The sequence below is a fragment of the Desulfuribacillus alkaliarsenatis genome, from assembly GCF_001730225.1.
GTDB classification, from domain to species: domain Bacteria; phylum Bacillota; class Bacilli; order Desulfuribacillales; family Desulfuribacillaceae; genus Desulfuribacillus; species Desulfuribacillus alkaliarsenatis.
Window position 1 is genome coordinate 29,072 of sequence record NZ_MIJE01000022.1, and the last position, 23,324, is coordinate 52,395.

Consider the following 23,324-nt stretch of genomic DNA (forward strand, 5'->3'; position numbering starts at 1 on the left):
AACAATAAATAATAAACTATTAAACATTATTAACAAGCTTATAGCCAACCCCTCGAACTGTGATGATATATTTCGGTTTAGAGGGGTCTTCTTCTATTTTTTTACGTAAATTACTCATATGTACCATGACTGTACGTAAATCACTGGTTCCGTTATGACCCCAGACTTTATCGTATAAGTACTCCAGACTGAAGATTTGATTGACGTTTTGGGCAAGTAGAACTAAAAGCTTGAATTCCTTAGCAGAAAGCTCAATTCTTTTATCTTCTAATGTTGCGAGCTGTTCTAGTAGATTGATAGTAAGTCCACCGACTTGGATGATGTGTTGGTTTGCTATATCTATTACATTTTCTGGTCTTCCTGTTCTACGTACAATCGCCTTCACTTGAGATACTAATACAGCAGGGCTAAATGGTTTAGTAATATAGCCATCTGCACCTAAGCCATAACCTAATACAATATCGATATCTTCTTTTATACAAGATGCAAATAATATTGGAACATCACTAAATCGCTTAATTTCTCTACATACTTGCCTGCCGTCCATATTAGGTAGCATAATATCTAGTATGATTAAATCATATTGGTTAATACGAGCCAAATCTAACGCCTTTATACCATCGTCACAGACAGCAACTTGAAAACCTTCACTTCGAAGATACAGTGATATAATCTCTAAGATGTCGGGATCATCGTCTACGACAAGAATATGCTTATAGTCCATTCTAACCACCAGCCTAATGGTTTTTAGTACATTCTACCACAAATCATTAAGTAAGTTGCAGGAAATTAGAAGTTTCTGTGGAAGTTTAAAAAAAGTAATCGTAAAGAGGGGAGCATATGGAATATATTCCTGCAAAAACGATAGTTACTAATGCTAAGGACTCTCAGTGGTTTGGTATTGATTACAATATGAATATTTATAAAGGCTGTTGTCACGGCTGTATTTATTGTGATAGTCGTAGTGCCTGCTATCGAATTGAGAATTTTGATCAGGTTCGGGCTAAGGAGAATGCTCTAAGAATTATCCGTGACGACTTAAATCGTAAGGTTAAACAGGGGGTTGTTGGCACGGGGGCAATGAGTGATCCCTACAATCCGTTTGAAAAGGAGCTAAAACTTACGAGAAATGCCTTAGAGCTAATCAATGCTTATGAATTTGGAGCTGCCATTGCGACTAAAAGTAATCTAGTAACTAGGGATATCGATATTTTAAAAGATATCAAAAAGCACTCACCGGTGCTGGTCAAACTAAGTATTACCGCCTACGAAGATAAATTAAGCAAAATCGTAGAGCCAAATGTATCTCCAAGTAGCGAAAGGTTTGACACTATCGAAAAACTAACAAACGCAGGTATATTTGCAGGAGTATTGATGATGCCGATTCTTCCGTTTATCGAAGATAATGAGGATAATATATTACAGATAATTCATAGAGCTAAAGAGAGTGGAGCGAAATTTATCTACCCAGCCTTTGGAGTTACTATGCGACAAAGGCAACGTGAATATTTTTATGAGAAACTAGAACAACATTTCCCTGAACTAAAAAAGAAGTACCAAAGTCGCTATGGGGACACGAGATATAGTTGCACTTCGCCAAAGGCAAAGAAACTATGGGGTATTTTCAATGAAGAATGTGATCGTATTGGTCTTTACTATAAAATGAAAGACATTATTTGGGCTTATAAATTAGGTTACAAGAAAAGACAGATGTCATTGTTTTAATTTAGAGTACTATAATCTAAAAGCCTCTAGAAAGGGTGCGCATATAAAAAATCATGGATATTAAAAGTAAATACGGACTAGTATGGGAAGAAGATGAAACATTGGATTGTTTTCTTCAAGATGAAAAAGCGTCATATCCAACGCTTAAATATATAGAACAAAAAAGCATTGTTAAGCATCAGGATGCCGTAGATCATATGTTAATTGAAGGGGATAATCTACATGCTCTAGCGGCATTAAAGGCTACTCACCTAGAGTCATTTAATTTAATATACATTGATCCCCCGTACAATACTGGAAGTAACGACTTCGGTTACTTCGATGCGTTTGTAGATAAAGCTAATACATACAGTCACAGTAAATGGTTATCTTTCATGGACAAGCGTTTGCGTCTTGCTAGCAGTTTGTTAAGAGATGACGGTTGTATCTTCATATCAATTAATGAGGAAGAATTAGCACATTTAAAGCTGCTTTGTGATCAAGTGTTTGATGAAAAGAACTATTTAGCAATGTTTACAATCAAGGTGCGGCATGAAGACAGGATATTAACGGGAGATAAAGACTTTCAGGAAGTGGTTGAATATCTTCTAATGTATAGGAAAACCTCTGAATTCAAACCTAGTAAAATAGTAAAAGATAACACTTCAATAGATGACTACATATATGAGGTAAAAGAATTAGCAAAACCAGCTCAAATTGTAACAATGGATAATAAGACCGTACATATTTTTACTGAAGGAAGCTATCAGATAATAAAATCTGAACCAGCGGATAATAAATTAAAAAGAATAAACATACGAGGGACAATAAGAAAAAGTAACACAAGTGGTCGTTTTTATGTAAAGCACATAGAGCCAAAGTATAAGTACAAGCCAGGTTATCTCTTTAAAGTGCTAAATATGGGAAGAGATGGTGTGGGTCATCGCTACTTCCTATCTCCGCCAAAGGGACGGAATAACGGAGATTACTTTCAAGGCGTGCCAGTCGATAGACCAAATATAAAAGCAGTGCCGCACCCTAATTATTTTGATTTTGAAAAGGACTTTAACAATGTTGGGTATGAAGGCGGAGTAGAATTTAAGAATGGTAAGAAGCCAATCAATTTTCTGTTGAAGGTATTTGAGCTTGCGGGATTAAAGGATATAGAAGATGCTAAAGTGTTAGATTTTTTTGCTGGGTCAGGATCAATAGCACATGCGTTAATGGAATTCAATGAAATGTATGGTGGCAGTAGACAGGCAGTACTCTGTCAAAAAAACAAAGAAATAAAGATGAATGTTGTTGATGATGCGACTCTACCGAGAATGCAAAATGTAATTAATGGCTATAGAATAAACAGAAAAGAAAGCTATGTAATAGAGCAAATAAAACTGACAAAGAAAAATATTAAAAATGTGTCAGAAATTTATCAGCACTTAGAGAAAAGGTTGCTGGAGATAGAGGAATTAGGATTATACGATGAAGTTCAGATAGACTTCGAAGAGCAAACTCTAAAGGTAGTCGGCATTAGAAAAAAATCTACATACCATAATGGGTACTTTGCTAACCTACGTTATTTTGAAACGGTGTTAAAGCAGGAAGAACCTTACGGCAGATCAATTGAGGATGGTAGCAGTGGTAGATGAGAAGAGCTTAAAAGAAAAAGAAACACTTCAAATGATTTTAGATTATTCTGAGATATTTATTCAAGGACATGAACTTGATTATGAGCAAATCACTGCTGATTTTTCTCGCATATGTGAAGCTAAGGCTGCGGCATTTAATTTGTATGAGCCTGATGGTGAGTATTTTACTACTAAAGCGTTTAACTGTGAGCAGTGGCTAGTTAATAAAGCTAAAGATTTATTAGGTATAGATGTTGTAGGGAAACGCTGGATGCATGATTCAATTAAAGCTGAAAAAATTAAAGCTAAAACAATTACCCGCTTCCAGTCGCTCGTCGATTTATCTGGAGATGTATTGCCGCGGACAATTGTCAAACAATTAGAGAATGCACTAGATTTAGGAGAAACAATAGTTATCAAAATCACGAAGAACAATAAAATGCTAGGTGATTTTACACTAATTATGCCAAAGGATAAAGCCTTTGAACAGGAAGGTATAGCAGAAATATTTTGCAATCAGCTCGGATTAGCGATTGAACGTCAAAGGGCTGAAACGCTGCTATTAAAAGAAAAGGAAAGTAGTCAGAAAATGCTTGAGCTGTTCTTTAAGCAATCCCTAAGCGGATTTTTCTTTATGATGCTTGACGAACCAATTGAATGGAATGACAACATAGATAAAGAAAGAACATTGGATTATGTATTTGCCAATCAAAGGATTACGAAGTTTAACCAAGCTATGTTAGATCAATACAGGCTGAAAGAGGATGAAATCTTAGGACTTACACCAAACGATTTCTTTCAACATGATATTGAACGAGGTAGGGATGTGTGGAGGGAGTTTTTTGACAAGGGTCATCTGCATATTGATACGAATGAAATGCGCTTTGATGGAACGCAAATGTGGATAGAGGGGGATTACATTTGTCTTTATGATGATAAAGGACGAATCATTGGCCATTTTGGTAATCAACAGGACATAACTGCCCGTAAGCAAGCTGAACTACAATTAGCGCAACGTGACCAACTATTATCAACACTATCAAAACAAGTTCCTGGAGTAATATATCAATACTTGTTACGACCTGACGGTAGTGGTTACCTTCCATATGCTAGTGATGGGATTTGGGATGTTTATGAAGTAACACCTGATGAAGTAAAAACAGATGCGTCTAAAGCATACTCACGCATTCATCCAGAGGATTATGACAGGGTTATAGAAGCAATCCAGCAATCCGCTAGGCAGCTTAATATATGGGACGATGAGCATCGAGTTAATTTGCCTGATAAAGGTATACGCTGGCTAAAAGGGCTTGCCCGCCCAGAGAAGTTGCCCGATGGAAGTATACTATGGAATGGGTACATAAGAGATATTACAGAAGACAAGAAAACGCAAGATGCTGTAAAACATCAGAATGCACTGATTACCTCGTTATTAGATTCAATACCAGATATGATATTTTTTAAAGATAATAACGGTGTGTTTTTGGGTTGCAATCCTGCTTTTGCAGAATTTGCTGGTAAAGATCGTGCGGAGATTATTGGTAAAACAGACTATGACATATTTAGTGAAGAAGTTGCTGACTTATATGCGAAGCAAGATAAGTTAATGCTTGCAAATCAGAAACCTCTACGTGTTGAAGAATGGTTAACTTACCCAGATGGTAGGCATATACTAGTTGATAAATTGAAAACACCGTACTGGGGACAGGATGGGGAACTGATTGGCATTTTAGGTGTTAGTCGTGACATAACTGCTAGAAAGCATGAAGAACAAATGATTATTGAAGCCAAAGAACAGGCGGAAAAGGCAAGCCGTGCAAAATCAGAGTTTTTAAGTAACATGAGTCATGAAATTCGGACTCCATTGAATGCAATATTAGGCTTAACGGAAGTATTGGAAGCCGAGCTTGATAAACCCACTAATAAAAACTACTTGCGAATAATCAAGAATAACGGTACTAATTTACTGCGCATCATTAATGACACCCTTGATCTCAGTAAGATTGAAGCTGGCAAATTAGAGGCTCACAGTACAAGGTTTATTCCATGGGAGTTATTGCAGGAGATACATACCACATTTTCGATTCAAGCAAGAAAGAAGGGTCTAGAATTCGAAATAGAAACCAATATAAAGACTCCTGAGCAACTTCATGTGTATGCAGATAAGGATAAGCTACGTCAAATTCTAATTAACATTATTGGTAATGCTATTAAATTCACCCATAACGGACATGTGAAATTAATTATGGAACAATATGCAAACGGTACGGATGGAGTTCGTTATATAGTTCGTGATACGGGGATTGGGATTGCAGAGGAGGATTTGGAGAAAATCTTCGATAGCTTCGAACAGGCTGAAACTGGCACGAGTAGAACCTATGGCGGGAGTGGCTTAGGTTTGGCGATAGCTAGAGAATTAACAAAACTATTGGAAGGACGGTTATACGCTGTAAGTAAGGTTGGCGTTGGTAGTCAATTTATCGTCGAAATTCCCTGTAAGCAGGGTGAGGATGTAGCTAAACAAATAGCGGCTAAATCGGATAACGATGATATAGCTGATAAACAAATAGCTGATAAACAAACAACCATACTGGAGCATGATAGTGACAATCTTAAAATTCTATTAGTAGATGATAACACAGATAATCGCTTACTAGTTGAATTATACCTTAAGAGTCAGCCAGTGACTATTGATATAGCTGAGAATGGGCAGCAAGCAGTTGACTTGTTTTTAAAGAATGATAAATATGATTTAATACTGATGGATATACAAATGCCGGTTATGGACGGGTTAGATGCAACCCGTAAAATTCGTCGTTTAGAGCAGGATAGGCGCTTGACAGAGACTTATATTGTTGCCTTTAGCGCATATGCAATGCAGCAGGATATAGACAAGAGTATACAAGCGGGATGTAATGAGCACATTGGTAAGCCTGCTAGGAAAAAACAAATACTAGAGCTATTGGAACGTATACAAAATATTAGTAAAGACGACTCGGAATAGAAGAGTCGTTTTTTTATATAAATAACCATTGATTTTTATATACCCCCTATGGTATATTTAAAACACAAAACAATATACCCCGAAGGGTATGTGTGGGAGGAATTTTTATGGAAAAGTCAGCTCAATTTAATAGACGTTCGTTTATCAAGAAATCAGTACAAGCAACTGTAGTTGCTGGTGTGATAGCTACAGCAAATAATTCTGTAGTAGCTGCTGTTACTGAAGAACAGGGCAGCAAAGGCTATGTTGGCTCCATTATCGATTTAACAAAATGTGATGGTTGCGCTAACTATGGCATGCCATTATGTGTTTCGGCATGTAAACAGAAGAATGAACACCGTTTCCCAGAACCTACAGAGCCAATTAAGGATTACTGGCCACAGAAAAGGCATGAAGATTACTCGAGGGAGCGGGATCGTTATGATCGCTTAACTCCATACAACTGGACTTATATAGAAGAGGTAAAAGTTGAGCACGAAGGTGTAATAGAACCCGTGTCGATACCGAGACGCTGTATGCATTGCGTAGATGCACCTTGCCAAAAACTCTGTCCATTTGGTGTAATTAGCAAATCTGACCAAGGCTCAGTAATGATTGATGAGTTTTTCTGTATGGGTGGAGCGAAATGTCGTGATGTATGTCCGTGGGAAATTCCACAACGACAAGCTGGTGTCGGAGTATATATGCATATTGCACCAGATTTAGCTGGCGGCGGTGTAATGTACAAATGTGATATGTGTAATGATTTACTAGCCAAAGGACAAAAGCCAGCCTGTGAAACAGCGTGTCCTACTGGCGCTATAGAATTTGGACCTGTAGAGGAAATGAGAAAACGTGCTCTTGAAAAGGCAGAGCAAATTAGTGGATATGTATACGGCGATGAAGAAAATGGTGGTACGTTAACATTTTATGTTTCAAAGGTACCATTTGATAAAATAAACGACGCAATCGTTAAAAGTAAAGAAGAAACCTTATCGCAAGATAAGCGCCCAAGCGGAAGACCTAATATGGAACCAGATGTTAAAAATGTGTTAGACAGCACAAAGGGCTTGATGATGGCAACACTAATTGCCCCAGTAGCAGGGCTAGCAACTGCAGGCATCACTGCATATAAAACGATGCAAGGAAGTAAGCGCGAAAGTGGTGATGAAAATGAAGATTCTTAGGCAATCATTGTCGAATCGCATCGTTCATTGGGTATCGGCCATCTCAATATTAATGCTGATTATCACTGGCTTTGGACAAATGCCCTTATACGGTAGGTACTTAGTAGTTCAACCTCCAGGCACCCGTTGGCTAACCAGCTACGAAATCACACTATATATGCATTATATCTTTGCTGCCGTATTACTGTTTATTATCTTTTACCACCTTGCCTACCACTTTCTTCGAAAGGAATTTCATATTTTGCCGAAAAAAGGTGATTTGAAAGCATCTTTTGAAATTATTAAAGCCATGATTTTACGCAGACCTGAACCAGCAAGTGAAAAATATTTGCCTGAACAGAGGCTTGCATACGCTTATTTTGCCTTTGCTATAGCTATGGTAGTTATCACGGGTATATTTAAAGTTATAAAAAACATCCAAGGGGTTAACGTAAGTAATAGTTTGATACTCTGGGGTGCGCAATTACACAACCTGGCAACGATGTTAATAATACTGGGAATCATTATGCATTTAGCTGCATTTGCATTTAAAGCTAATAGGAAAATGCTTTCTGGAATGTTTACAGGCTATGTAAATAAAGAATACGTGCAAGAACGCCACTCTATTTGGTATCATGAATTAGAAGGTCAAGAAGAGAAAAAAGAAAATTAACCAACGGAGGGTGTGTTAATGGAATATAATAAGCAATTGAAAAATCGCCTAAAACGTGTAGAGGGTCAAATCAATGGGATTTTACGAATGATAGAAGAAGGAAAGGATTGCAGAGAGGTAGTAATGCAATTGTCTGCAGCTAGGAGCGCTTTAGACAAAACAATTGCGGTTGTTGTTAGTGAGAATCTGGAGGCGTGTATTCGCGCGCAAATGGAGAAGGGTGAAGGTACGGAGGAACTAATTCAGGAAGCAGTCAACATGTTGGTGAAAAGTAGATAGTAGAAGTAGATAGCAGTATATAAAACTTCGACACTAGCTATAAAAGCTTAGTGTCGGAGTTTTCTTATTTAATGTTTACAACAGCCGTACATAATAGTACGATGGAACTAGCAACTTAGATAAAGCGCAGATTGATAGTTTTACAGACCGCAGCATACATATGTAATAGCACTTGCCATTAAAATTGAAAAGGAGGTTTTTTGCAATGAAGGCTTATGAGGCTGAGAAGATTAGAAACATTGCATTATTGGGGCATGGTGGTAGCGGAAAGACATCAATTACGGAAGCAGCTTTATTCACGGCAGGACTTACTACGAGAATCGGCAGAACGGAAGACGGCAACACGGTATCAGATTTTGACAAAGAAGAGACATCGAGAAACATTTCGATTAGCACATCACTAATTCCTATTGAATGGGAAGGCTACAAAATTAATTTCCTTGATACACCAGGGTATTTTGACTTTATTGGCGAAGCACAAAGTAGCGTCAAAGTAACAGGCGGTGTTATTATTGCCGTTGATGCTACCAATGGAGTTGAGGTAGGAACGGAAAAGGCCTGGGAGATGGCGATGGCTAGGAAAATTCCTACATTTATCTTTGTTAATAAGATGGATCGTGAGAATTCGAATTTTGAGAAAGTATTAAGTGATTTAAGGGACACATTTGGTAAAAAGGTTGCCCCTTTTCAAATCCCGCTAGGAGCAAACGACTCCTTTGTTGGTAATGTTAATGTTGCTAAGATGATCGCCAGGGAATACACGGGCAAAGACTGCATTGATATTCCGATTCCAGAGGAACTTAAGGATAAGGCTATGGAAATCCGCGAGATGCTGATGGAATCTGTAGCTGAAAGTGACGACGAGCTGATGGAAAAATATTTTGCTGGTGAGCCATTTACTGATGAAGAAATGCAGAGTGGACTACGGGCAGGTATTATCGCTGGTGAAATCGTCCCAGTCATTTGTGGTGCTGCTACAAAAAATATAGGCATACATACATTGTTAAATGTAATTACTGATTACTCTCCTTCCCCGAAAGACATGCCTGCTAAAGAAGGCGTAAACCCTTATACAAAAAAGAAGATAACAAGAACCTTAGAAGCAGATGAGCCTTTCTCTGCACAAGTCTTTAAAACAATCGTAGACCCCTATGTGGGCAAAATATCTCTCCTGAAAATTATATCTGGAAACCTAACCCCTGATATGGAAGTATATAATTCGAATAAAGATGAAAAAGAAAAAATCGCAAACTTGTTCTCGTTACGTGGTAAAAATCAAATTGATGTGCAAGCTGCCCGTGCAGGCGATATTGTTGCCGTTGCAAAACTGCAGCATACCATCACAGGGGATACACTTTGTAGTGTTAACGCGCCAATAATGTATAGTAAAATTGATTTCTCTGACCCACAGCTGTATCTTGCAATAGAGCCAAAGGCTAAGGGTGATGAAGAAAAAATTAACATGGGGTTGGTTAGGCTAACAGAAGAAGACCCGAGCTTTTCCTTCGAACGAAATGTAGAGACGAAGCAGACCTTAATCAGAGGGCAAGGCGAATTACATATAAAAGTTATCGTAAGCAAGCTAAAAAGTAAATTTGGTATTGATGTTGAGCTTAGTGATGCTAAAGTACCTTACCGTGAAACTATCAAAGGTAAATCGGATGTTCAAGGGAAGCACAAGAAGCAATCAGGTGGGCACGGTCAATATGGAGACGTTAAAATAAAATTTGAGCCTTCCACGGAAGAGTTCGAATTCAATGAGACGGTCTTCGGTGGCGCTGTGCCGAAGGCATATATACCAGCAGTAGAAAAGGGCTTAAGGGAGTCAATGGAGCAAGGGGTATTGGCAGGATATCCAGTAATCAACGTAAAGGCGACACTATTTGATGGTTCCTACCATGATGTCGATTCCTCGGAGATGGCCTTTAAAATTGCTGCAGGAATTGCCTTTAGAAAAGGGATGGAGCTGGCAAAGCCAGTAATCTTAGAACCAATTGTTGAATTGAAAATCATTGTCCCAGAAGCGTATATGGGTGAGGTTATGGGTGATATGAACAAGAGACGCGGCAGAATTAACGGTATTGAGCCACAGATAAATGGTGATCAACTAATAATCGCCGAAGCGCCGCAATCGGAAACATTCAAATACGCAATAGACCTACGCTCAATTACGCAGGCTAGAGGCAGCTTTACCTCGAAGTTTGTTCGTTACGAGGAAGCGCCACCTAATGTTAGCGAACAGGTAATTGCAGCTGCGAAAGCAGAGAAATAAATTTATCAATTTTATTTGAAATAATTGATTTCATGTTATAATAAGAAAATTCAAACTAATGAAAATTTTATTGGATTAACGGAGGGTAACATGGAGCAATTTGAAAATGTAACAATTGTAAAGAAGGCAAACGTGTACTTTGATGGGAAGGTGACGAGTAGAGCTGTCCTATTTCCGAACGGAGAAAAGAAAACATTAGGAATTATGATGCCAGGTGAATATGAGTTTGGCACATCAGAGAAAGAGATAATGGAAATTCTTGCGGGTGATTTAGAAGTTCAGTTTCCAGGGGATGATAGCTGGATACATATTACAGGTGGCCAATCTTTTGAAGTACCAGCCAATGCAAGCTTTAAGTTAAAAATCAAAGAGCTTACGGATTATTGCTGCTCCTATATTAAATAATCATAAATACCGCAAACGTCTGTTGAGATGTTCTGCGGTTTTTTCTTGAGGTGACATATGATAGATTACTACAAAGTTAACAGCTCTAGTTTTTTTGAAATTAAAGAATGCCACAATAGAGTACACGCAGAGCAAGAGCATTTCCATGAGGAGCTATCAATTGCAGTCATACATAAAGGTCAGACGACAGTTCAATTTGAGGGAAGGCCTTATCTTTTCTGTGCAAAGGATTTAATTGTAATTCCTCCTAGGCTTATTCATAACTGTTGTCCAGAAGTAATAGAAGATTGGAAATTTAGTATGATTTATATCAATTATCAATGGTTTATGAACTCATTTAAATTAATGATTGATAAACATAAGCTGTTTCATTGTAGCCTCGCAGACGACGAATTTCAAGTGCTACATCAATATATAGAGTCCCTAAAAAAAGTTGATGATAAATCATTTCTTGAATCCCAATTGATAGAGTTACTTGATACGTTTTTTGTTCAGAAGAGCAATGACTTTGAATCGGTCGTAATTCATTCAAAAGAAAAACAAGAAATTGCAATCGTTAAAGAATACATAGAAGAGCATTTTGCAGATAGACTTACTTTGGAAGATTTAGTGAATATATCGTCCTTGAGCAAATTTCATTTATTACGAGTATTTAAAAATATTTACAAAGTATCGCCATTATCGTATCAGCGGAATTTGCGTTTTAACTTTGCCAAGAATGAGCTGCGTAAGGGGAAAGCGCTAGCTGATGTAGCAGTCGCGCTCGGATATTACGACCAGAGTCATTTTACCAATGAATTTCAAAAATTTACTGGTACAACCCCTATGGAATATCGGAAAAACATATAAAATAGCAACCATTTACAATACAACTGAATTGAAAGCAACTAAGATAATAAGAAAACTACACAAGGGAGAAATAAAGAGAAAATGAACAAACAACATGTAAATGGTTATTTATTAGCGTTTTTAACAGTGTTAATTTGGGGGACAACGTATATTTTTACAAAGAATTTACTCAACCATCTGAGTCCTTTTGAAATACTAATGTACCGCTTTCTTATTGCTTATGGATTATTACTACTAATTTATCCCAAGTTTGATTTTTCCTTTGCCTGGAAGGTAGAGGGGTTATTCTTTTTGTTAGGGTTATTAGGAGTTACCTCATATTTTTTACTAGAAAACATAGCTCTTAGTTTCACGCAGGCGTCTAATGTTGGCTTAATCGTGTCGGCCATTCCTTTGTTTGCTGCGATTGTCGCCCATTTTATGCATAAGGATGAACGCTTCCAGAAAGATCAATTATTTGGCTTTATGGTTGCTATTACAGGAATTTTTCTTGTTATCTTTAATGGTGCATACCTGTTGGATGTAAGTCCTACTGGAGATCTACTAGCGTTATTATGTGCGGTAATTTGGGCAGTTTACTCTAACTTATTGAAAAAAGTAGACAATAGTATGTCGCCAATACTAATGGCGAGGAAGACTTTTTTCTACGGGATTTTGACAATGACACCTATTATGCTTTTCAATGGGGTTTCGGTACAATTTGCTAGCATACGTTCAATGGAGGTAATTGGTAGCATATTATTTTTAGCATTATTGGCGTCAATACTGGCATTTGTCATGTGGAACAAAGCAATTAAACTGATAGGGTCTGTAAAAACAACGACCTTTATTTACTTAGTACCACTTATTACGATGGTTTCTTCTGCGATTTTTTTAAAAGAACAGATTACAGGTATTATGATAATAGGTGCTGTCCTTATTCTATTTGGTGTTCATTTGGGGACGAATAGAACAATAGCAAAGCCATAATAAAATGATTGACACATTGATATATGTAGTGTAAATTCTAAACAAAGGGTGTCAAGAAGACACTTATGCTAATAAGCATACGAGCCGCGAACGGCTTTTGATTACAGATAACCATATAGCAAATTGATGCTAGCTCCACTATGGAGATTGGCTTATGTTTGCCAGGTTATTATTAATTGTCAAAAGTGTTCTGCGGTTTTTTGTTTTTTTACAACAATATAGATAATAAAAAGGGAGAGCGGAAGAATGCAAACAAGTAGAGTTTATAAAATGATTTGTATGTTTTTAGTAATTGCTGTTGTGGTTGCTGCCATTGTAGGCTGTGGTAAATCAAGTCAAACAAGTCAACCATCAGAACAAGAAAACCAACAAGAAAATATACAGACAGAAAACACACAAAAAGACGAATTAGTGTTAGCGGTACGCTCTGAGCCAGATGATGGATTCGACCCGACTACAGGCTGGGGACGCTATGGTTCACCATTATTCCAAAGTACCTTACTTACATTTGATGACGAATTAAATGTTGTTAATGATTTAGCAGTTAACTATTTAATCAGCGAAGATGGACTGACATGGACTGTAGAAATCCGTGATGATGTTGTGTTTTCTGATGGAGTTCCATTAACAGCACAAGACGTTGTCTATACATTTGAAACAGCAAAAAGTAGTGGATCTGTAGTTGATTTAAACGTTCTTGAAAGCATAGAAGCAGTAAGTGATTATACAATAGAGTTTACTTTAGAAAGAACTCATTCTGCATTTATAGACATATTAATAACACTTGGGATTGTTCCAAAACATGCCCATGGGAGTGGATATGGGGAACATCCTGTAGGTTCAGGTCCATTCACATTCGTACAATGGGATAAGGGTCAGCAATTAATTATCGAACGAAACCCTAAATACTACGGCAAACAGCCTAATTTTAGAAAAATTACGTTTCTTTACTTAGATGAGAATACTGCGTTAGCAGCAGCTAAGGCTGGGCAAGTAGATTTAGCAGCAGTACCAGCAGCATTTGGCTTACAGATTGTTAACAACATGCGCGTTGAAGCTCTTCAAAGTGTAGATAATCGTGGTATTTTATTCCCGTTTGTTCCTGCTGGGCAAACATCAGCGGATGGTTTGCCAGTTGGTAATGACGTTACAGCAGATTTAGCCATTCGCCAGGCAATTAACGTTGGTATTAATCGTGCAGCATTAGTGGAAGGCGTATTAGAAGGATTTGGTACACCTGCCTACACGGTGGCAGATGGTCTTCCGTGGTGGAATTCAGATACAGTAATAGAAGATGCCGATTTTGAAGCGGCGAAAGCAATTTTGCGTGACGGTGGTTGGGAAGAGACGGCTGCAGATGGTATTTTGCGTAAAGGGGATATAAAGGCTGAGTTTAGATTGGTTTATCCAATTAGTGATAATACGCGTCAATCATTAGCACTAGCTGTAGCTGATTTAATTAGACCACTAGGTATTAACATCATACCAGAAGGTAAAAGTTGGGACGATATTGGAAGAATTAAGCATTCAGATGCTGTGTTGTTTGGTTGGGGCGCCCATACACCACTAGAGATGTATCATTTACACAGCTCGGAGATGGCAGGGAGCGGTTGGTTTAATAGTGGTTTTTACAGTAATCCTCAGGTAGATGAATACATGGCTAAAGCGTTAGCGGCAGGAACTGTTGAAGAAGCTAATCAATACTGGCAGAAAGCTCAGTGGGATGGTAGCACAGGTATTAGTGCCAAAGGAGATGCTCCGTGGGCGTGGCTGGTAAATCTTGATCATGTATATTTTGTTCATGAACAATTAGATATAGGAAATCAAAGAGTTCAGCCCCACGGACATGGCTGGCCGGTAACAGCGAACATTGTGGATTGGCAATGGAAATAATTAAGAAACTGGTGCGGTTGGCTACCTTGTTGGTAGCCGTCTGCATTCTTTCATTTACATTAGTCTATCAATCACCAGTAGACCCAGTGTCAGCGTATATTGGCGCTGATATGCTGCTTGTCGGTCAGGATCAACGACAACAAATTGCAGAATATTGGGGACTTGACCGCTCAGGACCTGAACAGTTCTTGCGTTGGTCGGGGGCGTTGCTGCAGGGGGATTTTGGTACATCGATGATTTATCGAAAACCTGTAGCAGAAGTTATTGGTGAGAAGTTTATTGCTTCCGTAGCACTCATGAGCGTGGCATGGGTATTATCGGGAGTGATTGGTTTCATATTAGGAGTATGGGCCGCTTATAAGCGGGACACCATTATAGATAGATTGATTAAGTGGTATTGCTATACATTAGCGTCAACACCAACCTTTTGGATGGGATTGCTTTTGCTAATGGTATTTGCTGTTTGGTTGCAGTGGTTTCCTGTTGGAATGGGTGCGCCAGCGGGGGTGTTAGCGGCAGATGTTACAATTTGGGACCGTATTAAGCACTTAATCCTGCCTGCTCTCACATTAAGTATTATTGGTATAGCACCAGTAGCACTGCATACAAGACAGAAATTAATTGATGTTTTATCTAGTGACTATGTATTATTTGCTAAAGCTCGTGGAGAGAGTGGAGTTACCATTATCCGTAGGCATGGAATTAGAAACGTAGCAATTCCGGCACTAACATTGCAATTTGCTTCCTTTAGTGAGTTGTTTGGAGGTGCGGTACTCGCAGAAGCGGTGTTCTCTTATCCAGGGCTAGGGCAGGCAAGTGTAGAAGCAGGACTGCGTGGTGACGTGCCATTGTTACTTGGAATTGTGATCTTTAGTACGGTGTTTGTGTTTGTAGGGAACCTGCTTGCAGACATCTCCTATCGTTTACTTGACCCAAGAATACGGAAGGGGGATTCAATGTAATGAAGACTCCTTTACCTAATAGTTCAACCCGTAATAATAGTTCAACTCGTACAGGTCTATTGTTTTCGAGCTGGAATCGTAGGAAGCGGACACTGGCAGCAATCATTGTTGCTAGTATCTTTCTGACTACGCTTCTGGGAACAGGATTACTTTTATCTGATGATGGGTTGAAAACGCAGTTACAACTGCGAAATCAAGCACCATCACTAGAACATCTCTTTGGCACTGATTGGCTTGGTAGAGATATGTTAACCCGTACATTGAAAGGTTTATTGTTAAGCTTCTGGGTTGGTGTGATAGCTTCCTTTAGCAGTGTAATAATATCAATAATTTTAGGGATTATGGCTGGAACGCTAGGGCGTTATGTTGATGCATTTATTTCTTGGTTGATAGATTTGTTTTTAAGTGTTCCTCATTTATTGGCACTAATACTTATATCATTCGCACTTGGTGGAGGTTTTAAGGGTGTCGTCATTGGTGTGGCGCTGACGCATTGGCCGAGATTAGCACGTTTGATTAGAGCAGAGATATTACAGCTGCGTTCTTCGGAGTATATTCAAATATCAAAGCGCTTAGGTAAGTCAAACTGGTGGATTGCCAGAAAGCATATGATGCCACATATTGTTCCGCAAGCGTTAGTTGGGTTCTTATTACTGTTCCCCCATGCGATTTTACATGAAGCGGGCGTGACATTCTTGGGTATGGGCTTATCATCTTCGCAGCCTGCCATTGGTATCATTCTATCAGAATCAATGCGCTATCTATCGGCAGGTATGTGGTGGCTAGCTTTATTCCCTGGATTATGCTTACTGTTAATGGTTCGGATGTTTGATATTATCGGTGAAAACCTTAGACTGATGCTTCATCCTCATGAGGCTCGTAAATAATAAATTTAAAAGAATGTTTAGCTAGAAGACTAGTAGTATAGATTTTAAACAAGTAAAGAAAACTGATTGTGAAATATAGAGGGAGGGAAATGTATATGTCAACGGCAGTTTCAAATGCACGGTCGTATGTAGCAGACAACCCTTTAACAAAACATAAGCATGTTTCTAAACCAAATTTGAAGGTAGTCCCAGCAAAGGCAAAGCAATCCGTGCCAGTATTACAGGCTAAGGATATTTCTATATCGTTTTGTCAATACACGAAAGGTCTTGAGCAAAGTTATCAAAAGGTCATTACAAGCTTGCATTTAGATGTGCATGCTGGTGAAGTTGTTGCTATAGTAGGCTCAAGTGGATCAGGTAAGAGTTTATTGGCCCATTCTATCCTAGGGATTCTACCAGATAATTGTCAGTTATCGGGAGAGCTTTATTACAAGGGAGCTCCGCTGTCTGAAGTTGAACTGAGTAAATTGCGTGGAAAAGAGATATCCCTTGTACCCCAATCAATTAACTACTTGGACCCGTTAATGAAAGTTGGAAAACAGGTAGAAACTTCTGTGCCGAAAGAAAAAGGAAACAAGAAGTCTGTTGTTCGTCAACTGTTCTCTAAGTTTGGTTTAGCTCCAAAGGTAGAAGAAATGTATCCGTTTCAACTTTCAGGGGGAATGGCGCGCAGGGCGATTGTGTCTGCAGCTATAGCTGGAAATCCAAAGCTATTGGTAGCAGATGAACCGACACCGGGATTAGATGAAGAAGGTGTTAAGGAAGCACTATCCTTCTTTAAAAAACTATCAAACCAAGGACATTCTATTATAATGATTACACATGACTTGGAAGCAGCCTTGCAAATTGCTGATAGAATTGTAGTCTTTTATGCTGGGACTACGGTCGAAATGGCACCTGTACGTGACTTTGCTGGTGCTGGAGAGAATCTACGTCACCCTTATTCTAAGGCACTGTGGAATGCATTGCCACAGAACGGCTTTCAGCCCTTAGCAGGTTCGCAGCCATTACATGATCAACTTCCTAAGGGATGCTTTTTCGGTCCGCGCTGCTCTCTGAAAACAGAAATGTGCGAGCAACATTTGCCAGAGCTACGGGGACTTAGGGATGGTAGTGTGAGGTGTATCCATGCAACTTAAAGCTGAAAAGGTTGGCTATTACTACAAAGATAATGAATGGTTGTTCCGCGATTTTCAGATTACTGTAGATCCTGGAGAGATTATAGCAATTCAAGGTAAGAGCGGCAAAGGGAAGACAACTCTAGCACAAATCCTAGCAGGTTATCAAAAGCCTATGGAAGGTAGTGTGTTGCTAGGAGAGCAAGAGTTGATCTCTAGCAAAAACCGAATTTCCTATACTGGGTTTTATCCAGTTCAGCTTGTATGGCAGCATCCAGAGAAAGCCGTCAACCCACGCTGGAAATTAAGAGAGACACTATATGAAGCAGGGGAACTTGACGAGATAATTATTGAACAATTAGGGATTGAAAAGCAATGGCTTGAGCGTTGGCCTAATGAACTATCTGGTGGAGAGTTACAGCGTATTTGTGTAGCTAGGGCATTGCATAAGGATACAAAATATCTAATAGCTGATGAAATGACAAGTATGCTAGACGCATTAACACAGTCTCAAATTTGGAATGTAGTCCTTGATGTGGCTAGGGATAGGAACATTGGGATTATTGTTATAAGTCATGATAAACATTTAATAAATAAACTTTGTAATCGAATCGTACAACTATAATTTGGTATTGCCAATTCCATTTTAAAAAAAGTATTTCATTTTTATCATAGTGATTGCCTGCTCATGCTTATGCTATTGGGCAATAGTTTGAGCCACCATGTCCTAAGAGACTGACTTCTAGTTCTGTATTTTCACTAGAAGCATAGATATTTGCAAGCTCGGGCCCCTCTATAAAGCCTGTAAAAGTCACCTGGGGGAGGAGTTTTTTCACATAAGTATTATATAGGGGGCCATCGCCTACAACCAATAAATGGGTATCTTTTTTTAGGATATCAGGTAAAGCCTGATATGTTTGAATAACAATATCTATATCTTTCTCAGGAGCAAGACGACCAACGTATAAGATGATGTTTTTTTCATAATCTTATATTTTTGTCTGATTGCTTCTGTTTTTTTGCTAGGAGAGAAATGAGACGTATCAATACCCCACCCAGAGTATATAGCCCCAGTAAGCCAACATTAAAAGGCATGGCTATATGGATTAAATCTATGTCCTTGTCTATTACATTAACAGATATTTATAAAGTAAATGTTAAGTAATGGTTAAAGTAATCTAAACCTTTTACCACAAAAAATTTACAATAGCACAACGTTAGCTTAATATTGATAGCTTATGATAGTACTGTAATCTATAAACAGTGTAAATAGGGAGGCGTTATCATGAGTCGCTTCGTCAGTTGGTTGTCTGTATATGATCAAAGAGCCTTTTATCTGGTGAATCAGCATATTCGGTGCAGAATACTAGATAAGTTGCTCCCTTTTGTTACCCGTTTAGGTGGCGCTACATTTACGATAGCATTAATGCTTGCGATGCTATTATTATCACAGGATCTAATTCGAATTTGGTCAATTCAAGGGCTAATATCCCTGGGTGCAAGCCATATTGTAGTACATGTAATTAAAAAGCTATATGGTAGGGCACGTCCCTATGATTGTCTTGCTGGGGTAACTTTAAATGCCAATCCTTTAAAAGATTACTCATTTCCCTCGGGGCACACAACAGCAGTTTTTTCAATTGTCACTGTGTTCATACTACACATCCCGTTTTTAGCTATTTTCCTCTTGCCACTTGCTATATTAGTAGCACTATCCCGAATGTATTTAGGCCTACACTATCCAACAGATTGTATTATTGGAGCGTGTATTGGCATAGTTAGCTCCGTATTTGTTGTTTGGGCTTTCCCAATATTTTTTTAGTACATCAGAATTCATCAATTTTATCTATTGAGGTGTGGGGATTAAATGGATTCGATTAAGGTTAGTGTAATGCCTAAGCGAATACTCATATTGTCTGAGGCATTTGGGTTGGGTCACACAATGGTGGCAAAGGCAATTAAGGACTCCATGCTAATGCATGAGCCTTCGTGGCACGTTGATGTGTTTGAAGCAAGCACGTTAGTTCGGCCTACAACAAGTCGGATAATGTCATTACTATATCTTAAATCACTACAGTACACACCGAGCCTATGGGGCAAAATTTATCATAAGTCACAGCACAAACCACTCAACCAACAGTTGCAATTTCTTATGCAACATATGATATATACTAGATTTGATAAGTTGATTGCTGAATATAAACCAGATTTAATTATTTGCACACATCTATTTCCGAGCTTGATAGTATCTAAGCTAAAGAAAAATGGATTAAGGACTAAGCTGTGCACGGTTATTACAGACTTTTGCTTGCATGGTTCATGGCTAAGTAACGAGGTTGATCATTATCTGCTTCCTACAGAAACAATTCGCAATGAGTTACTTCTAAAAGGTATTAAAACAGAAAAGCTACACGTAACAGGTATCCCAGTACATCCTAAATTTCAAATTGAAAGCTCGAGTTTATCTAGTAAAAAAGCATTTAGAGAATTATTGCAATTACAGGATATGCCAACCCTAATATGCATGGGAGGGGGATTAGGGGTCGGACTTTCTGAGTCAATGGTGAAGGTTTTAGAGAAGTATTTAGGCCAAATGCAAGTATTATTTATTGCTGGTAAGAATCATAGTTTGTATAGAAATATCATGAACTTGTCAGTATGCAAGCATGAGAATTTTCACTTATATTCGTTTGTGGACTACATTGACAGACTGATGAAGGCATCTGATGTTATGGTTACAAAACCAGGTGGAGTTACTTGTTCAGAAGCGATTCGCATAGGATTGCCAATGCTGATATTAAATCCACTGCCAGGTCAAGAACAAGGAAATCTGCATTATATGCTTGAGCATAGGCATGGTCTATTTATAGAAGATGAACGCACACTAGATTTACAGTTACAGTCACTTATATTAAAGCCTGAAGATTTTTCACAACAGTTTTCAGTAGCTGTTACTAAAAAAAGTGCTATATTTCCTCAAGGGGTGGAACAAGTGGTAAAATCTATGCTTTTTTAAAAACGTTACTATAAATAAGTAAATTGCCGCGAACTTCAATTAGAAGGTTTCGTGGTTTTTTATAGGCGTCAAAAAATGATTGTTTTAATATTTTGCTATAAGTATGAATAGATATATAGTATTATATATTTGTGGAATATAGGACTTCAGGCGGAGGTTTGATTGGATGATTTACGTATCAATAGACAATATACAGTACGGAACTATACTAGCAAGAAACATATACAACGATAAAGGTGATGTACTTTTAAAAAAAGGCACACCTTTGACTGTTGGGTTATTAGCTCGCTTACGTAGATTAGGTGTTTATGCACTTTATGTTGAGAACGAGCATTTCAATGATATAGAGATGGAAGACGCAATATCTGAGCAGACAAAAATTGAGGCACTTACGAGTATTGCGCTAGCTATTGAAAAAACTCAGGCTGGAAAAGATTTCGACATAAAGAATATATCTAAAGCTGCTAAAAACATAGTAGCAGATATAACGGAAAAAAATGATATTCTAGTTAGCTTAAATGATATTAGGACTAAAGACAATCAGCTATTTGTACATTCACTTAATGTTTGTATGCTATCAGTATTAATGGGATTAAAACTGGAGTTAAACAACATGCAATTAAATGATTTAGCTGTGGGTGCTTTGCTACATGACATCGGACTAGGCAATTATGAGAATGAAGAAGTGGATAAGTCACATGCATTAAAGGGATTTAGCATTTTAAAAAAGAAACATGAGATCAATCTTCTGTCTGCGCACGTTGCATTACAACACCATGAAAATGTAGATGGATCAGGTTATCCTCGAGGGATGAAGGGACCAGAAATTCCTTTGTATGCTAAGATTGTAGCTGTTGCAGATTATTTTGACAGAAGAATGGCAGCAGGAGATGTTAAGCCATATGAAGCTTGTGAGGAAATCATGGGCTACACTGGCAAGCGCTTTGATATAAATATTGTTGTTTTATTTTTGAAATCAGTTGCATTATATCCGACCGGTAGTTCTGTCCAATTAACAACAGGTGATACTGGAGTAGTTATTTCTCAACATCCAGGGATTCCGATGCGTCCAAAAGTGAGGCTACTAAAAACAAAGTCTGTCAGCTCTAGTGATTATGACGAGGAATCACTATTATCTGAAGATACGGAAACATTTGATGTAGACTTATACAAAAAAACGACGGTATTTATCAAATCTATACTTAACGAGTAGCACGTATCTTGCCCTTTCAGGTGTTTTATGAGAGGGCATTTTTATTTCTTGAAAACGAACAGAAGTTCCTATATACTTTGTGGTAGAATCATCTATGTAGTAGGTGAGATTTTTAAGGAGGTGGCGACTTGAAATACAGAACTATTGATCTGTTTGCAGGGATAGGTGGAATTCGAAGAGGTTTTGAAATGACAGGGCACTTTGAAAATGTTTTGTCTGCAGAAATTGACCGATATGCCTGCATGACGTATAAACACCTCTATGGACAAGACCCATTCAATGATGTAACTTCAGCTACTTTTAAAAATCAATTAGCCAATATATCTTATGACGTACTGCTAGGGGGCTTCCCTTGCCAAGCGTTTAGTATAGCTGGAAAGAAAGAAGGATTTAAAGACAAAACCAGAGGCACGTTATTTTATGATATTGCAGAGATAATAGAAATGACTCGGCCGAAGGCATTTTTGATTGAAAATGTGGAAGGACTTTTGCGACATCAAAAAGGAGAAACATTTAAGGTTATTTTAGAAACCTTAGTAAATGACTTACAATATAAGGTTGTTGGAGTTTCTACCAATCCAATAACTAACGAATTAGAATACAATCCCAAAAGCTTCATACTAAATTCCAAAAATTTTGGCGTTCCACAAAATCGACCACGAGTATACATATTAGGATATGACAAGCGTCGCTATGGAGAGTCTAGTTCTCTGGATGCAATTGCTCTTCCTCAGAAAAATAATAGATTTCCTATATATAGAAACCTCCATGATTTATTAGAGTATGGAGCTGATCCTGAATATTACTTATCTTCAGGATATCTTGAAACGCTAAAAAGGCACAAAGCAAGACACAAAGGCAAAGGCAATGGTTTCGGATACATGGTTGTGAATGCTAAGAATATAGAGAATCCCATATCCAATGCTGTCTTAGCAACTGGTGGTTCAGGGAAAGAGCGAAATCTTGTATACGATCCACAGGAGGGCATTGCGGGATTATTGGTAAAATCAAAGAAAACTCCATTGAATGGCGAAGGGATTCGTCAGATGACACCAGGAGAATGGGGAAGGCTTCAAGGTTTTGTCGACTATGCTTTTAAAGATTTCCAAACTGGTATAGATGAATTTTCGTTTCCGCAAGGAGTAAGTAAAGCGCAGCAGTATAAGCAATTTGGCAACTCAGTCACGATTCCAGTAATTGAAACTATAGCGGCTAGTATGTATGACGTACTCTATGAGTTAGAGGTAAACTTAAGTGAGGCTATAGATAATTTGCAAAATAAATCACTTTCGAAAATAGTTTAAATCGAA

21 protein-coding genes are annotated in these 23,324 nt (G+C 38.2%); 19 read left to right on the forward strand and 2 right to left on the reverse strand.

Annotated elements, in window-relative coordinates; translation table 11 throughout:
* Positions 1-19 precede the first annotated feature (19 nt).
* Positions 20-724 carry a response regulator gene (locus BHF68_RS07485; protein WP_069643033.1) on the reverse strand — a complete coding sequence of 235 codons (705 nt, stop codon included), beginning with the start codon at positions 722-724 and terminating at the stop codon, positions 20-22.
* Between the two features lie 116 nt (positions 725-840).
* Here BHF68_RS07485 and BHF68_RS07490 point away from each other — a divergent pair, with 116 nt between their 5' ends.
* The 15 genes from BHF68_RS07490 (at position 841) to BHF68_RS07560 (ending at position 18,410) form a co-directional block, all read left to right on the forward strand.
* The gene (locus tag BHF68_RS07490) at positions 841-1,725 is read left to right on the forward strand and encodes an SPL family radical SAM protein (protein WP_069643034.1); all 885 of its coding nucleotides are present in this window, start codon (positions 841-843) and stop codon (positions 1,723-1,725) included.
* 53 nt (positions 1,726-1,778) lie between these two features.
* Complete coding sequence (locus BHF68_RS07495; RefSeq protein ID WP_069643035.1) at positions 1,779-3,350, forward strand: DNA methyltransferase; 1,572 nt, start codon at positions 1,779-1,781, stop codon at positions 3,348-3,350.
* Positions 3,340-6,333, forward strand: coding sequence for a PAS domain-containing sensor histidine kinase (locus BHF68_RS07500; RefSeq protein ID WP_069643036.1), 2,994 nt, complete (start codon positions 3,340-3,342; stop codon positions 6,331-6,333). The genes BHF68_RS07495 and BHF68_RS07500 overlap by 11 nt, the downstream gene beginning before the upstream one ends.
* 107 nt (positions 6,334-6,440) lie before the next feature.
* Positions 6,441-7,499, forward strand: a complete 1,059-nt coding sequence (locus BHF68_RS07505) for a 4Fe-4S dicluster domain-containing protein (RefSeq protein ID WP_069643037.1) — start codon at positions 6,441-6,443, stop codon at positions 7,497-7,499.
* On the forward strand, positions 7,486-8,151 hold the full coding sequence (locus tag BHF68_RS07510) for a formate dehydrogenase subunit gamma (RefSeq protein WP_245669647.1): 666 nt from the start codon (positions 7,486-7,488) through the stop codon (positions 8,149-8,151). Before BHF68_RS07505 ends, BHF68_RS07510 begins: the two co-directional genes overlap by 14 nt.
* An 18-nt stretch (positions 8,152-8,169) precedes the next feature.
* The gene (locus BHF68_RS07515) at positions 8,170-8,430 is read left to right on the forward strand and encodes a metal-sensitive transcriptional regulator (RefSeq protein WP_069643039.1); all 261 of its coding nucleotides are present in this window, start codon (positions 8,170-8,172) and stop codon (positions 8,428-8,430) included.
* 205 nt (positions 8,431-8,635) lie between these two features.
* On the forward strand, positions 8,636-10,702 hold the full coding sequence (gene fusA / locus BHF68_RS07520) for an elongation factor G (protein ID WP_069643040.1): 2,067 nt from the start codon (positions 8,636-8,638) through the stop codon (positions 10,700-10,702).
* A gap of 90 nt (positions 10,703-10,792) precedes the next feature.
* On the forward strand, positions 10,793-11,107 hold the full coding sequence (gene ppnP, locus BHF68_RS07525) for a pyrimidine/purine nucleoside phosphorylase (RefSeq protein ID WP_069643041.1): 315 nt from the start codon (positions 10,793-10,795) through the stop codon (positions 11,105-11,107).
* A gap of 57 nt (positions 11,108-11,164) precedes the next feature.
* Positions 11,165-11,956, forward strand: a complete 792-nt coding sequence (locus tag BHF68_RS07530; protein WP_069643042.1) for an AraC family transcriptional regulator — start codon at positions 11,165-11,167, stop codon at positions 11,954-11,956.
* A gap of 81 nt (positions 11,957-12,037) precedes the next feature.
* On the forward strand, positions 12,038-12,925 hold the full coding sequence (locus BHF68_RS07535; protein WP_069643043.1) for a DMT family transporter: 888 nt from the start codon (positions 12,038-12,040) through the stop codon (positions 12,923-12,925).
* Between the two features lie 246 nt (positions 12,926-13,171).
* A complete protein-coding gene (locus BHF68_RS07540; RefSeq protein WP_218070334.1) occupies positions 13,172-14,818 on the forward strand; it encodes an ABC transporter substrate-binding protein in 1,647 nt (548 codons plus the stop codon).
* Positions 14,809-15,780, forward strand: a complete 972-nt coding sequence (locus BHF68_RS07545; RefSeq protein WP_069643044.1) for an ABC transporter permease — start codon at positions 14,809-14,811, stop codon at positions 15,778-15,780. Before BHF68_RS07540 ends, BHF68_RS07545 begins: the two co-directional genes overlap by 10 nt.
* Positions 15,780-16,667 carry an ABC transporter permease gene (locus tag BHF68_RS07550; protein WP_084019282.1) on the forward strand — a complete coding sequence of 296 codons (888 nt, stop codon included), beginning with the start codon at positions 15,780-15,782 and terminating at the stop codon, positions 16,665-16,667. Before BHF68_RS07545 ends, BHF68_RS07550 begins: the two co-directional genes overlap by 1 nt.
* A 95-nt stretch (positions 16,668-16,762) precedes the next feature.
* Positions 16,763-17,806, forward strand: coding sequence for an ABC transporter ATP-binding protein (locus tag BHF68_RS07555; RefSeq protein WP_084019283.1), 1,044 nt, complete (start codon positions 16,763-16,765; stop codon positions 17,804-17,806).
* A complete protein-coding gene (locus BHF68_RS07560) occupies positions 17,796-18,410 on the forward strand; it encodes an ABC transporter ATP-binding protein (protein ID WP_069643045.1) in 615 nt (204 codons plus the stop codon). The genes BHF68_RS07555 and BHF68_RS07560 overlap by 11 nt, the downstream gene beginning before the upstream one ends.
* A gap of 67 nt (positions 18,411-18,477) precedes the next feature.
* Here the strand turns inward: BHF68_RS07560 and BHF68_RS15830 are convergent, their stop codons facing one another.
* A complete protein-coding gene (locus tag BHF68_RS15830; protein ID WP_084019284.1) occupies positions 18,478-18,759 on the reverse strand; it encodes a glycosyltransferase in 282 nt (93 codons plus the stop codon).
* 311 nt (positions 18,760-19,070) lie between these two features.
* Here BHF68_RS15830 and BHF68_RS07565 point away from each other — a divergent pair, with 311 nt between their 5' ends.
* The 4 genes from BHF68_RS07565 (at position 19,071) to BHF68_RS07580 (ending at position 23,318) form a co-directional block, all read left to right on the forward strand.
* Complete coding sequence (locus BHF68_RS07565) at positions 19,071-19,607, forward strand: phosphatase PAP2 family protein (protein WP_069643046.1); 537 nt, start codon at positions 19,071-19,073, stop codon at positions 19,605-19,607.
* A 45-nt stretch (positions 19,608-19,652) separates the two neighbouring features.
* On the forward strand, positions 19,653-20,801 hold the full coding sequence (locus BHF68_RS07570) for an MGDG synthase family glycosyltransferase (RefSeq protein WP_069643047.1): 1,149 nt from the start codon (positions 19,653-19,655) through the stop codon (positions 20,799-20,801).
* A 166-nt stretch (positions 20,802-20,967) separates the two neighbouring features.
* Positions 20,968-22,014, forward strand: a complete 1,047-nt coding sequence (locus BHF68_RS07575; protein WP_069643048.1) for an HD-GYP domain-containing protein — start codon at positions 20,968-20,970, stop codon at positions 22,012-22,014.
* A 128-nt stretch (positions 22,015-22,142) separates the two neighbouring features.
* Positions 22,143-23,318, forward strand: a complete 1,176-nt coding sequence (locus BHF68_RS07580) for a DNA cytosine methyltransferase (RefSeq protein ID WP_069643049.1) — start codon at positions 22,143-22,145, stop codon at positions 23,316-23,318.
* Positions 23,319-23,324: the final 6 nt, after the last annotated feature.

What these genes read in the sequence shown, in the direction of transcription:
- BHF68_RS07510 (WP_245669647.1), top strand. Translation starts at nt 7,486, where the DNA reads ATGAAGATTCTTAGGCAATCATTGTCGAATCGCATCGTTCATTGGGTA.
- fusA (WP_069643040.1), top strand. Translation starts at nt 8,636, where the DNA reads ATGAAGGCTTATGAGGCTGAGAAGATTAGAAACATTGCATTATTGGGG.
- ppnP (WP_069643041.1), top strand. Translation starts at nt 10,793, where the DNA reads ATGGAGCAATTTGAAAATGTAACAATTGTAAAGAAGGCAAACGTGTAC.
- BHF68_RS07505 (WP_069643037.1), top strand. Translation starts at nt 6,441, where the DNA reads ATGGAAAAGTCAGCTCAATTTAATAGACGTTCGTTTATCAAGAAATCA.
- BHF68_RS07515 (WP_069643039.1), top strand. Translation starts at nt 8,170, where the DNA reads ATGGAATATAATAAGCAATTGAAAAATCGCCTAAAACGTGTAGAGGGT.
- BHF68_RS07545 (WP_069643044.1), top strand. Translation starts at nt 14,809, where the DNA reads ATGGAAATAATTAAGAAACTGGTGCGGTTGGCTACCTTGTTGGTAGCC.
- BHF68_RS07550 (WP_084019282.1), top strand. Translation starts at nt 15,780, where the DNA reads ATGAAGACTCCTTTACCTAATAGTTCAACCCGTAATAATAGTTCAACT.
- BHF68_RS07575 (WP_069643048.1), top strand. Translation starts at nt 20,968, where the DNA reads ATGATTTACGTATCAATAGACAATATACAGTACGGAACTATACTAGCA.
- BHF68_RS07535 (WP_069643043.1), top strand. Translation starts at nt 12,038, where the DNA reads ATGAACAAACAACATGTAAATGGTTATTTATTAGCGTTTTTAACAGTG.
- BHF68_RS07490 (WP_069643034.1), top strand. Translation starts at nt 841, where the DNA reads ATGGAATATATTCCTGCAAAAACGATAGTTACTAATGCTAAGGACTCT.
- BHF68_RS07540 (WP_218070334.1), top strand. Translation starts at nt 13,172, where the DNA reads ATGCAAACAAGTAGAGTTTATAAAATGATTTGTATGTTTTTAGTAATT.
- BHF68_RS07555 (WP_084019283.1), top strand. Translation starts at nt 16,763, where the DNA reads ATGTCAACGGCAGTTTCAAATGCACGGTCGTATGTAGCAGACAACCCT.
- BHF68_RS07530 (WP_069643042.1), top strand. Translation starts at nt 11,165, where the DNA reads ATGATAGATTACTACAAAGTTAACAGCTCTAGTTTTTTTGAAATTAAA.
- BHF68_RS07485 (WP_069643033.1), bottom strand. Translation starts at nt 724, where the DNA reads ATGGACTATAAGCATATTCTTGTCGTAGACGATGATCCCGACATCTTA.
- BHF68_RS07565 (WP_069643046.1), top strand. Translation starts at nt 19,071, where the DNA reads ATGAGTCGCTTCGTCAGTTGGTTGTCTGTATATGATCAAAGAGCCTTT.
- BHF68_RS07560 (WP_069643045.1), top strand. Translation starts at nt 17,796, where the DNA reads ATGCAACTTAAAGCTGAAAAGGTTGGCTATTACTACAAAGATAATGAA.
- BHF68_RS07495 (WP_069643035.1), top strand. Translation starts at nt 1,779, where the DNA reads ATGGATATTAAAAGTAAATACGGACTAGTATGGGAAGAAGATGAAACA.
- BHF68_RS07570 (WP_069643047.1), top strand. Translation starts at nt 19,653, where the DNA reads ATGGATTCGATTAAGGTTAGTGTAATGCCTAAGCGAATACTCATATTG.